Raw genomic sequence first — 10,669 nt, 5'->3', positions numbered from 1 at the left:
TGGAAGACCAAGAGAAGGTCGAGGCGGAACAGGCGGAGCTGATCAAGCTGCGCGCGGAGAAGGAGGCGCAGGAGCAGAAAGACCGCGAAACACGCATCGCACAGGAAGCGGCTGACAAGGCTCGTATCGAGGCCGAGCAGAAGGCGCAGCGCGACCGGGATGCAGAAGCGCAGCGGGTAGCGGACGAGAAAGCCGCCGCCGAAAAGCGCGAGAACGACCTGAAGCTGGCCGCCGCCGAGTCGGAGCGCAAGGCAGAGCAGTCCAGGCGCGAGCAGATCGAATCCGAGCAGCGGGCCGAGCGTGAGCGCTTGCAAGGTATCGAAGACCAGAAAAAAGCCGTTGAGCAGGCTCGCCTGGACGAGAAGGCCCGCGCTGATGCAGCAGCAGACGAAATCCTGCGCCAGTCAGCAGCCCGCGAGGCCGACAAGGCTCACCAAGGAAAGATCAATCGCGCCGCGCTGGAAGCATTCATTGCTGCCGGTATGCCAGAGGCTTGCGCCAAGCAGGCGGTCACGCTGATCGCCCAACGCAAGATCCCATCCGTATCCATCGCCTACTGAGGCAACCATGAGTACATCTCCAAAACTGGCCGCGCAGTTCGACTGGATGATGGTCGGCGCCTTCTCGCCTGATCGATTCACCGGCGAACAGCGCAAAGAGTACAAAGACGAAGCCCGCCGCATCCAGCGGCAGTGGGATAACCAACCAAACTGAGGTAGCCGCCATGGCAACCGTAACGCTCATCCTGGGCAAATCAGGTAGCGGCAAGAGTGCATCGCTGCGCAATCTGCCTCCCGCCTCGGTTGCCCTGATCCAAGTGATCCCAAAGCCGTTGCCGTTTAAGGGTGCCAAGGCCTGGAAGCCATACGTGACGGACGATTGGCAGAAGGTCATAGGCCGATGCGTCCAAGCCACGAAACACGACCGCAAGATCATCGTGATCGACGACTTCCAGTACATCCTTGCAAACGAGTTCATGCGCAGGAGCGAGGAAAAGGGGTTCGACAAGTTCACTGAGATCGGCCGGCACACCTGGAACATCTTCGAAGCTCTCCTGCGCCTGCCTGGCGATGTCCGCGTCTACATCCTGAGTCACACCGAGGAAACGGATGCCGGCCAGATCAAGATGAAGACGATCGGCAAGATGCTAGACGAGAAGATCACCCTGGAAGGGATGGTAACCATCGTCCTGCGGGCCGTTGTTCAAGACGGCCAGCACCTATTCAGCACTCGCAATAACGGCGCAGATACGACCAAGGCACCGATGGGCATGTTCGACGACAACTTCATTGAAAACGACCTTGCCGCAGTCGATGCGGCGATTGTCGAGTACTACGACATCAAGCCAACCGAGGCCATCCAGGCCGCATAAGGAAAACCCATAATGTTCAATCTAGACGCAAATGCGGCGCGCTCTGCCGACAACAAATCGGCATTCATCGACGAGGCAGGGAAGTATATCGGCGCTTTCAATCGCGCCGAGTACATGGAAAAGGCCGATACCGGGTCAACTGGTATCGGCTTCACTTTCAAGTCCAGAGACAGCGCTGAGGCTCAGTTCTACCTAAACCTGTCCTACCAGCATGGCAAGCGTAACGAAGGCGGTCACGCGCTGCTTAACGCGATCATGGCATGCATGCAGCTTCGCACCGTGGCTTCCCCAAAGCCGATGGAGGTCGAGAAGTGGGACAAAGATGCCGGTGCGCGCGTGAAGGTAACTGTCCCGAGTTTCGCCGAGTTCATCGGCAAGCCGATTGGCCTGCTGCTGCAAATGGAAATCGAAAAGAACAGTACGACCGGCATGGAGCGCCCCGTAATCTTCGCACCGTTCAGCGCAGAGTCAGAAAAGACTGCATCTGAGATCCTGGACCCGCGCTGCACTACACCGGCCAAGCTCGAAAAAATGGTCCAGCAGATCGCAAAGAAGCCAGTCGTTGATCGGCGGCCAAAGGGCAGCCAGGGCCAGGCCTACTCGGCAGATAACCACGGGACTGATGATCAGCCACCGCAAGACTGGGATGACATCCCTTTTGATTGATCGCATCAAGAACTGACTTAGGGGCGCTGATTAGCGCCTCTTTTCTTTCTAGCTAGAAATGAGGTCGTCATGTATGTCAGCAACCACCTAAGCCTGGTCGAGCAGCACCGCCAGGACGCCTACTCAATATCGGAGCGTACCGCGCAGTTCCTGGCCGCAGGCGGTGCCGTAGCGCACTTGCCAAGCCCGCCGCGCAACCCGCTACCGCCGAAGCGTTCCGCGAAGATCGATCCCGACACCATCCTCAAGCGCCGCAAGCCTCCGATTTCAAGGGCCGAGCGCAACGCGCTGCGCAAACTCGCGGAGGCCTTATGAGCAAGCGCAAGCCGCATAACCTCAAGGCACGCATTGACCGGTCATGCCGCTCACTGCTGGCATCCAACCACGTCGCTGTGGTCAACATAGACCCCAGCGGCCGCCAGGGCATGATCAATTACAAGTCGCTGAAGAATATCGCGCCGGGGAAGATTGGCCAGGCCGTCTGCGGCATTCCCCACCGGTGGACGATCTACCTCAGCGCGCTTTGCATCGACGCCCGCGGCGACCGCTACAGCAAGTCGGTGGAGGTGGCACCCGATGGCGTCTACCTCTCCGACCACCTGGAAGACGTGATCGAGCATTACTACAAGAAGCTGCGCGACGAGGCCAATCAAGGCCAGATAGTGGCTTCGGGCTGGATCGCCATTCCTGAAGCGATGTCGCTGGATGAGGCGCACGCTGCGCGGATCTTCGAAGCGGTCGGCGCCTGGCACCAGGTGAAGGTCGATTCATGCGCCGCATAGCCCGCCCCCAGCAACGCAAACGTCAAACCTGGCTCGCACTGCCGGCCAGCGGAATAGAAGAGGTAGGCCATGGCGGTGACCCAGGAAGAACGAACAGCCAGGCTGGCCGAGAAGCGGCAGGAACTGGGCGAGCAGGAGTTGCGGCACACGGTCCCGTATGGCACCCGGCAGATGCTCGACGAGCTGATGCTTTGGCATGAGATCAAGGAGGTCAGTGAGGTCGTGCAAATGCTGGTGCTGAATGGCCGGGCCGAGGATCTGCCTCCGGCGCCGCCGAAGGTCAAAGGCCCGTCCGACATCATCCGACACTACTTCCGCCAGGGAATGCGTGACCGGCTGGCAGCGCTCACCGCGGAACTTGGCGAGACAAAAGACCGGGCGACCATATGGCGACTGATCGCATATGCCCACTCGTTGGGTGCGGAGAAGTCCGCCCCTCTATTCGAAATTAAGCCCCACGGCTACGAGATAACAGAAAACGTGGCGCGCAAATTACGGCAAGCAGGTTTTGCCGAATCGCTCCAAATGAACGCCGAAGACGACGGCGACGAATAACCCACCCTACTCGCTGCATCCGGTAACCCGGAGGGCGGCGCCTGACTGGAGATACACCGTGGAAATCACATACGGCTCAGTTTGCTCCGGCATCGAGGCGGCTACGCAAGGGTGGCACCCGCTAGGCATGCGCGCCGCCTGGTTCGCCGAGATTGAGCCGTTCCCCTCGGCGGTCCTGGCCCACCACTACCCCGACGTGCCGAACCACGGTGACATGACCAAGCTGGCAGCCCTGGTGCTGGCCGGCAAGATCCCGGCGCCGGACGTGCTGGTCGGCGGCACCCCGTGCCAAGCCTTTTCTGTCGCCGGTATGCGCGAAGGCCTCACCGACCCGCGCGGCGCCCTCACCATCAAATACGTGGAGCTTGCAGATGCAGTTGACTATGTTCGAGCCATCAACGGCAAACCCGCCAGCGTCATCGTCTGGGAGAACGTCCCCGGCGTCCTCAGCGACAAAGGGAACGCCTTCGGATGCTTTCTTGGCGCGCTTGCTGGGGAAGACTGCGAGCTGCAGCCTCCAGGGAAAAAATGGCAGGACGCTGGTTGTGTGTATGGACCCAAAAGAACAATCGCGTGGCGGGTCCTGGACGCCCAATATTTCGGCCTGGCCCAACGACGCCGTCGTGTGTTCGTTGTCGCAAGTGCTCGAGACGGGTTCGATCCCGCCGAGGTACTTTTTGAGCGCGAAGGCGTGCGCCGGGATACTGCGCCGCGCCGAGGCGAGAAAGCGGACGCTCCCGCCGGCACTCTTAGAAGCACTGACGGTGGTAGCGATGTCGACCACGCAGTAGCTGGCCATCTTCATTCAACCGCGTTTGGAGGCGGCGCCAACTGTGAACAGACCGAGGTAGCAACTGCTCTCAGCGCGCATCCTGGCGGCACACGGATGGATGCTGAAACCGAGACCTTCATAGTCTCAGCGCCTCTCACCACAAACCCATACGGCGACCACGAGAGTCGGGAAAGTCTTCTTGTCGTGGTGGGCACATTGCAAGCGAACGGGAAAGCGGCCGGAAGCGCAACCAATCAGGATGCCGAGCAGGGCCTGCTGGTGGTTCACGGCACACAAGACCCTGGTGTCAGCGACAAGCTCGCCTTTTCCCTGGGCAGGAACAACGGCCAGGAAAACGCGGTACTGGCTTTCTCCTGCAAGGATCACGGCGCTGACGCCGGAGAGATCGCCCCTACCCTGCGCGCAATGAATCATTCAGGCAGCCACGCAAACGCCGGCGGCCAGGTGGCCGTGTGCATCACCGGCGATATAACCCATACGTTGAAGGCCGACGGCTTCGACGGCAGCGAAGACGGCACTGGCCGTGGCCAGCCGATTGTGGCTGCATTCGCCGAGAACTCACGGGCCGAATTGCGCTACGAGGGTGGAGACGGCGGCATCACTGGAGCCCTGAGCGGTGGCGGCGGCAAAGCAGGTCAGGGAATGCCGTCAGCTCAGGTTGGTTCATCCGCCCGCCGCCTCATTCCACTCGAGTGCGAGCGCCTTCAGGGCTTCCCCGACGACTACACGCGCATCCCTTGGCGCGGAAGGGTTTTGGGTTTGTGCCCGGACGGCCCCCGCTACAAAGCGATCGGCAATTCCAAGGCCGTCACCGTGGTTCGCTGGATCGGCCGGCGCCTTCTGCAACAACTCTGAACTCCCCCACTCCACCGCCCGGGCGTGTCCCGGCAAGGACTTCCCATGCCTACAGAAAACCAAAACGCTGACCCGGCAACGAGCCTAGCCGCCGGTCACGATCTCAATCAATGGAAACTGGTTCCGGTTGAACCGACCGAAACCATGGTGATAAACGGCTTCGAGTCGGCGCCTAACGAGTGCTTTTCCGATGAAGACGTCTGGGATCAGTACCAAGATATGAGCGGCTGCCAGCAAGCGGCGTTCCGCGCGAAACAGTGCTGGGCCGCCATGCTCGCCGCCGCCCCCGCTCCAGACACACATATTGCCGCGCCGGAAGAATCCGCCGGCGTGGACTTCGGAATCGACGGGCGATCGGTGCGCGTCTCGCAGGAGGCTTACTCGATCTTCCTGGCGCGCGAAGCGGCCGGACGGGAAAAGATCGCGGCCCTGCAACAGCGCCTGACCGCAGCGGATGAGCGGGCGGATGTGCTGGAGGGGTTGGTCGGCGAGGTGCTGGATGCTGTAGGGCGTGAGCCGCTGGACTTAGACGCTGTTCTGAGGTTACGCGCCCGAATGCGCGCCGCACTCAAGCCGGCAGAGGGTGTTGGCGATGACACCACCCTTGAAGAAGATCGCGAGGACTTTAAAAAGGTATTCGTTCGAATCAATACCAAACAGGGCCAGAGCATCAGCTTGGCTGACATGATCGCCCGTTACGAGAAGAAGCCATGAAAGCCCAACTCCCCGCCTAATGCTGGTGCCTGCTGGCACTGGCACAACTAATTTGCTGAGGTATTTATGAGTGAGTTCAAACGAGAGGTTCGTTATACGGTCATCAAGCACAACCAATTGACCGAAAGCCAAATGCAATATCTGAAAAACTGCATATTCGGTGAAGGCATACCGACTGTCGAGGCGGTGGTAGTTGAGTCCGATTGGCCTGAATTTGAGCCTGTTTGGAAGATGATCGAGGATCGAGTATCCGGCGCCCCAGTGGAGGGTGGAAAAGCTGAATACGATGCGCTGGCTCAAGCCATGACCACCAACCAAACGATTGACGGCGTGCCGCGTGAGCTGCTGGAGCGAATCGCTGAAGCATTGAATTACTCCGATCCGTACTCATTGGAAGGCGAGCTGCGCGCCCTGCTGGATGCGCCCGCTGGTATTGACTGGAAAACCGCTCACGATACGGTTCTTGCGCACCACCGCGAAACCTTTGCCGAACACATAGCCGAAATTGAAGAACTCAAAGCCGCCCAGCCCCAGGGCGAGCCGGTGGCATGGATGGACCCGCGCTCACCTGAGATGCACGCGACCATTTCCAATGAGGTAAAACAGCACAACCTGAAATTCGGCGGAGCGCCATCGGCTGCTGTGAATGGTTATTCGATCCCACTCTACGCCGAGCAGCCCGCGCCGGTAGCGGTGGTGCTGCCTGAGCGCCGTGAGCCTACCCAGGACAATCCGTACTTGAGCGATGCTGATCACGAGTGGAATTCCTTCCGCGACGAGCTGAAACGCCTCAACCCCTCTCTGTAACCCCTCCCCCTTCAAAGTCAGCCGCTATAGCGGCAAGGAACCAGCATGCCCCTGAATCGCAATGAGGTTCGGGCTCTGTTCGAGAGCGCGAAGCTCGACTACACGGTGCTCACCCCAAAAAACATGCAGCGCCTGCGCACGCTGATCAATGACCAGATGAAGGCAAGCGGATGCTTCAAAGACACTTTCCGCTGCCGCCAGCGCGCAACCATCAGAGACGGTTATGCAGAGCTTCGATGTAAGGCCTTTTACTTTGAGTCAAGGGAGGCGGTGACATTCAACAGTGATGGGTTCATCGGCTTTGCAGGATGGGCCGACGAGAAGAGCGTTCAACCGGTGCTGGCTGGCTTCAAAGAATGGATCAAGAGGCTTACGCCATGATCGCCACCCTCCGGTTCGCCTACGTCTTCATCTACAGGATGCCATGGTAATGGCGTGCTACCGGATCTACGACAAGAACCGAAAGCCCACCGGCCACCTATGTGGTGACCTTGGCCCGCACTGCGCTGAATGCGGTGACGTTGGAACACAGCTTTGTGATTACCCGGTTGGCGACGGAAAGACCTGCGACAGACCGGTCTGTGAGTTCCACGCCACCGAGGTCGCGCCGAACGTCGACTACTGCCCAGCACACCATGCCGAATGGAAAGCCTTCCGTGATGCCGGTGGCGTGAAGCGCGAACTCGAAAACGTCGTCCCGTTCAAGGGCGCCTAACCCCAATCCCCCTACATGCCTGCCGGTGAGCGGCGGGCGAGGAATTCCCATGTCAGCAGTTCAGCGTTTCCACGAAGCAGCCAACGACGCACTGGTCAAACTCAGCGGGTACTGCCTGCCGGGCGTCAAGTTGGCCCTGGTAATTGTCACCCCGGGCGAGCCAGAGCGTGACATCGTCCTTGAAGATCAGGGTCTCGATAAAAACGAGGTGGTCAGCGCACTGCGCCGGCGCGGGCTGAGCATCGACGGCGACAACGCCTACAAGCGCGATCTGTGCGACACGATTTTCGGGGCTCTTGCCTTCGGCGCCCAAAACACCAACCCGCCGCCGGCAGATCACTGGGGCCAGCGCTTCTGGGATATCGCCCGGGAGGAGCGTGCGATGCAGGAAGAGCTGCTCGAAAGCCTATCCAACTTGGTAGGCCTGGCGAAACTCGGCGCAGCCAGGCTCGATAAGTACCGCGCAGCCCTTGCCCACGCCGAAGCAGTAATCGCCAAAGCCACCCGCTAACCCACCTTCTGCCGCCCAGCGCGGCAAGTACACCAAATGACCATCAATTCAGCACGGCCCGGAATGGGCTGTGGGAGCGAGCTATGAGCGGGCCAGTCAGATACAAGACCGTCGAGCAATTCTCGCGAGAGTCTGGCTATACACCGGATGCCATCCGAACCAAAATCCGTGACGGCATTTGGCCGAAGCACGCCGTCTGGAAGAAAGCGCCGGACGGTCGGGTACTTATAGATGTTGAGGGGTATTACTCATGGGTAGAGATGGGGGAGGCGTCCGCGCCGCGTCTGCAAGTAGTATCGAGATCACATTCCAATACCAAGGCGTCCGGTGCCGGGAGAGGGTCCAACTCAAGCCCACCACCGCTAACCTGAAAAAGGCCGAGCTACATAAGGCCGCAATTGAACACGCCATCCTCGGCGGCACATTTGATTACGCCAAGACATTCCCAAATTCAAAGAAGGCCCTGGCTTTCAAAACGCCGGAGGATCGGCAGAATCTGGGGGTTTACCTGCTTGAGTGGCTGGATAAGAAAAAGGCTCAACTCAAATCCAGCACGGCCGAGCACTACCGGGAGATGATCGCAGGGCGGCTGATCCCGATGTTCGGCCACCTTTCATTGGGAGAGCTTTCCCGAAAGCACGTCAGGGACCGGCTCTCGCAGTACAAGGTTGGCAACAAGACGATGACCAACCTGCAGAGCTGCTTGCGGTCGTCTCTTGATGATGCGGTAGAAGACGAGATCTTGGAGATCAACCCGATGGTCGGGTGGAACTACAAAAACCGGGAAGAGCTCAAGGAGGACGATGATGTCGATCCGTTCACCGTCGAAGAACAGGAAGCTCTTCTGGCTGCGACACCACGTGATCAGCGCGCGCAGATGATCTTCTCGTTCTGGACAGGCCTTCGCCCGAGCGAGCTTATTGCTTTGGAGTGGGGGGATGTCGATTGGATTGGCGGATCGGTTCGCATTGTTCGCGCCAAAACGCGAGCGGCGAATTCGCCGGAGACACCGAAAACCGCGAGCGGCCGTCGGACGGTGAAATTGCTGAAGCCTGCCCTGGATGCACTGACCCAGCAGAAGGCTCTGACATTTTTGGCGGGGGGAAGGATATTTTTGAACCCGCATAGTGGCGAGCCATGGGAAGAGTCGGGCCGCATTCGAAAGTTGCTATGGCTTCCAGCGATGAAGAAGTCAGGAGTCCGCTACCGCAGACCGTACCAAACTCGCCATACCTACGCGTCAATGATGCTTTCTGCCGGAGAGCATCCGATGTGGGTGGCGAGTCAGATGGGGCACAAAGATTGGACCATGATCGCAAGGATTTATGGTCGCTGGATGCCTTCGGCGGACACCGGGGCAGGCAGCAAGGCAGAGGCTCTTTTCGGAGCTAATGCCAAGGTTATGACAACATCACCTCTACAGGCCGCAATTTACGCGACTGCGACCAAGGATACTAAAGTGGCATCTAATGTCACTGGCTGTTACCACTGATCACTCTAGACTCAAATAAGCTCCCCGCCGAACAACTGTTCGACGGCATAACAATCAAAGGGCCCGCTGCCGTGGAAAACATCAAGCGATTCAATAGCTTCGCCGAGTTTTACCCGTACTACCTGAAGGAACATGGCAACAGCACCTGCCGGCGCCTGCACTTTATCGGCACCACGCTGGTGATTGGGCTTTTGGCGTATGCCCTGGGCAAAGGCGCTCTCGGCCTGCTGCTCGCGGTGCCCATCGCCGGCTACGGCTTCGCCTGGGTGGGTCACTTCTTCTTCGAAAAGAACCGCCCGGCGACCTTTCAGCATCCGTTCTACAGCCTGCTGGGGGATTTCGTGATGTACCGCGACATGATCCTGGGGAAGGTGCCGTTCTAGCGGTGTGACGTCTTGTCACTTGCGCTTGAACGCTGAAGGTTTGTCCATTCGTCGATATAAAAGTCTTTTTGTCATTTACAGTGCTGTATCCTGCCAAGGCTTTTTGAGAGCGCGGAATCACCTGCGATTGAAAAAAACAGACTTTGCAAGGAGCGACGACGATGCACGAGATACCTAATCTCCCCTTCCCAAGCCTGCACCCAACAGAGCAGCACGCACCGCAGCAGGCCAGCGCCAAGCAGCCTGAGGCCAAAGAAGCAAAACCAGTCGACCGCAAAAGCCAGGACTGACGCTGTACCAGACCGTGTGGAAAGCGCAGCTTTGAGCGCTTTCCACACTGCCTGAATTTGCCGAGATACCCGCCATGACCGATAACCACCCCGATCGCCCCGACACCGCCGTACTCGACACTGCCCTGCAGATGGTCGACGTTTGGAACCGCCTCAGCGCGGACAAACAAGCCATCCTGCTCAAGCGCTTCGGCACCCAGGAAAACGCCTTGGCCGCCCTGGTCACCACGCAATTGCTCGCCCCTGCCCGGTCCTGACGCCGTTTAGATTGGCGCGTTGGCTTTTTACCGCCCTGCGCGGGCCAAAGCATCGGTATGATTAGCAGCCTATCTTTACCTGCTGCGACAGTGGACCCTTCCCATGCCAGATACACAGCGCCCCATGGCGGTCACGCTGCAAGTTGTTTCCATCGTGTTGTTCACCTTTATCGGCTACCTGAATATCGGCATTCCCCTGGCCGTGTTGCCGGGCTATGTCCACAGTGAACTGGGTTTTGGCGCGGTGATCGCCGGGCTGGTGATCAGTGTGCAATACCTCGCCACCCTGCTGAGCCGCCCGTATGCCGGGCGCATCATCGATAACCTGGGTAGCAAGCGCGCCGTGCTGATCGGCCTGGCGGGCTGCGGCCTGAGCGGGGTGTTCATGTTGCTCGCGGCGTGGTTTTCCAGCCTGCCGGCGCTGAGCCTGGGCAGCCTGCTCATCGGTCGCCTGGTGCTGGGCAGTAAAAGATAGGC

The 10,669-nt window shown here is 59.3% G+C and carries 15 protein-coding genes and 2 pseudogenes; all 17 read left to right on the top strand.

Features of this window, described 5'->3' with window-relative positions:
- Positions 1-560: pseudogene (locus L9Z73_RS17485) on the top strand (hypothetical protein); the annotation flags it as partial.
- A 7-nt stretch (positions 561-567) separates the two neighbouring features.
- Positions 568-714 (top strand): hypothetical protein, encoded by a 147-nt coding sequence (locus tag L9Z73_RS17480; protein ID WP_247403349.1) that lies wholly within the window; start codon positions 568-570, stop codon positions 712-714.
- Positions 715-724: 10 nt separating this feature from the next.
- The gene (locus L9Z73_RS17475; protein WP_198865688.1) at positions 725-1,372 is read left to right on the top strand and encodes an AAA family ATPase; all 648 of its coding nucleotides are present in this window, start codon (positions 725-727) and stop codon (positions 1,370-1,372) included.
- A 12-nt stretch (positions 1,373-1,384) separates the two neighbouring features.
- Entirely contained in the window at positions 1,385-2,038 is a 654-nt protein-coding gene (locus tag L9Z73_RS17470) for a hypothetical protein (protein WP_177033761.1), read from the top strand.
- A gap of 69 nt (positions 2,039-2,107) precedes the next feature.
- A complete protein-coding gene (locus L9Z73_RS17465) occupies positions 2,108-2,353 on the top strand; it encodes a hypothetical protein (protein ID WP_247403347.1) in 246 nt (81 codons plus the stop codon).
- Positions 2,350-2,820, top strand: a complete 471-nt coding sequence (locus tag L9Z73_RS17460; protein WP_247403344.1) for a hypothetical protein — start codon at positions 2,350-2,352, stop codon at positions 2,818-2,820. The genes L9Z73_RS17465 and L9Z73_RS17460 overlap by 4 nt, the downstream gene beginning before the upstream one ends.
- A 69-nt stretch (positions 2,821-2,889) precedes the next feature.
- A complete protein-coding gene (locus tag L9Z73_RS17455) occupies positions 2,890-3,375 on the top strand; it encodes a hypothetical protein (protein ID WP_247403343.1) in 486 nt (161 codons plus the stop codon).
- A 58-nt stretch (positions 3,376-3,433) separates the two neighbouring features.
- On the top strand, positions 3,434-5,023 hold the full coding sequence (locus L9Z73_RS17450) for a DNA cytosine methyltransferase (RefSeq protein ID WP_247403342.1): 1,590 nt from the start codon (positions 3,434-3,436) through the stop codon (positions 5,021-5,023).
- Between the two features lie 45 nt (positions 5,024-5,068).
- Entirely contained in the window at positions 5,069-5,737 is a 669-nt protein-coding gene (locus tag L9Z73_RS17445) for a hypothetical protein (RefSeq protein ID WP_247403340.1), read from the top strand.
- A gap of 66 nt (positions 5,738-5,803) precedes the next feature.
- Positions 5,804-6,544, top strand: a complete 741-nt coding sequence (locus L9Z73_RS17440) for a hypothetical protein (protein ID WP_177031736.1) — start codon at positions 5,804-5,806, stop codon at positions 6,542-6,544.
- 45 nt (positions 6,545-6,589) lie between these two features.
- A complete protein-coding gene (locus L9Z73_RS17435; protein WP_247403338.1) occupies positions 6,590-6,925 on the top strand; it encodes a hypothetical protein in 336 nt (111 codons plus the stop codon).
- A gap of 49 nt (positions 6,926-6,974) precedes the next feature.
- Entirely contained in the window at positions 6,975-7,259 is a 285-nt protein-coding gene (locus tag L9Z73_RS17430; protein WP_128593491.1) for a hypothetical protein, read from the top strand.
- Positions 7,260-7,308: 49 nt separating this feature from the next.
- Positions 7,309-7,770 (top strand): hypothetical protein, encoded by a 462-nt coding sequence (locus L9Z73_RS17425; RefSeq protein WP_247403337.1) that lies wholly within the window; start codon positions 7,309-7,311, stop codon positions 7,768-7,770.
- Between the two features lie 250 nt (positions 7,771-8,020).
- The gene (locus L9Z73_RS17420) at positions 8,021-9,262 is read left to right on the top strand and encodes an Arm DNA-binding domain-containing protein (RefSeq protein ID WP_247403334.1); all 1,242 of its coding nucleotides are present in this window, start codon (positions 8,021-8,023) and stop codon (positions 9,260-9,262) included.
- Positions 9,263-9,333: 71 nt separating this feature from the next.
- Entirely contained in the window at positions 9,334-9,645 is a 312-nt protein-coding gene (locus L9Z73_RS17415; RefSeq protein ID WP_247403333.1) for an Mpo1-like protein, read from the top strand.
- A gap of 364 nt (positions 9,646-10,009) precedes the next feature.
- Positions 10,010-10,192 (top strand): hypothetical protein, encoded by a 183-nt coding sequence (locus L9Z73_RS17410; protein WP_247403331.1) that lies wholly within the window; start codon positions 10,010-10,012, stop codon positions 10,190-10,192.
- Positions 10,193-10,295: 103 nt separating this feature from the next.
- A pseudogene (locus L9Z73_RS17405) lies at positions 10,296-10,658 on the top strand (MFS transporter); the annotation flags it as partial.
- Between the last annotated feature and the right edge of the window lie 11 nt (positions 10,659-10,669).

The organism is Pseudomonas emilianonis (assembly GCF_023072625.1).
Classification (GTDB): Bacteria; Pseudomonadota; Gammaproteobacteria; order Pseudomonadales; family Pseudomonadaceae; genus Aquipseudomonas; species Aquipseudomonas paraveronii.
The sequence above is the reverse complement of the archived record's forward strand: the minus strand, read 5'-3'. Positions and strand labels throughout refer to the sequence as shown.

Excerpts from the sequence above, each read along its gene's own strand:
- L9Z73_RS17480 (WP_247403349.1), top strand. The coding sequence starts at position 568 with ATGAGTACATCTCCAAAACTGGCCGCGCAGTTCGACTGGATGATGGTC.
- L9Z73_RS17475 (WP_198865688.1), top strand. The coding sequence starts at position 725 with ATGGCAACCGTAACGCTCATCCTGGGCAAATCAGGTAGCGGCAAGAGT.
- L9Z73_RS17470 (WP_177033761.1), top strand. The coding sequence starts at position 1,385 with ATGTTCAATCTAGACGCAAATGCGGCGCGCTCTGCCGACAACAAATCG.
- L9Z73_RS17465 (WP_247403347.1), top strand. The coding sequence starts at position 2,108 with ATGTATGTCAGCAACCACCTAAGCCTGGTCGAGCAGCACCGCCAGGAC.
- L9Z73_RS17460 (WP_247403344.1), top strand. The coding sequence starts at position 2,350 with ATGAGCAAGCGCAAGCCGCATAACCTCAAGGCACGCATTGACCGGTCA.
- L9Z73_RS17455 (WP_247403343.1), top strand. The coding sequence starts at position 2,890 with ATGGCGGTGACCCAGGAAGAACGAACAGCCAGGCTGGCCGAGAAGCGG.
- L9Z73_RS17445 (WP_247403340.1), top strand. The coding sequence starts at position 5,069 with ATGCCTACAGAAAACCAAAACGCTGACCCGGCAACGAGCCTAGCCGCC.
- L9Z73_RS17440 (WP_177031736.1), top strand. The coding sequence starts at position 5,804 with ATGAGTGAGTTCAAACGAGAGGTTCGTTATACGGTCATCAAGCACAAC.
- L9Z73_RS17435 (WP_247403338.1), top strand. The coding sequence starts at position 6,590 with ATGCCCCTGAATCGCAATGAGGTTCGGGCTCTGTTCGAGAGCGCGAAG.
- L9Z73_RS17430 (WP_128593491.1), top strand. The coding sequence starts at position 6,975 with ATGGCGTGCTACCGGATCTACGACAAGAACCGAAAGCCCACCGGCCAC.
- L9Z73_RS17425 (WP_247403337.1), top strand. The coding sequence starts at position 7,309 with ATGTCAGCAGTTCAGCGTTTCCACGAAGCAGCCAACGACGCACTGGTC.
- L9Z73_RS17420 (WP_247403334.1), top strand. The coding sequence starts at position 8,021 with ATGGGTAGAGATGGGGGAGGCGTCCGCGCCGCGTCTGCAAGTAGTATC.
- L9Z73_RS17410 (WP_247403331.1), top strand. The coding sequence starts at position 10,010 with ATGACCGATAACCACCCCGATCGCCCCGACACCGCCGTACTCGACACT.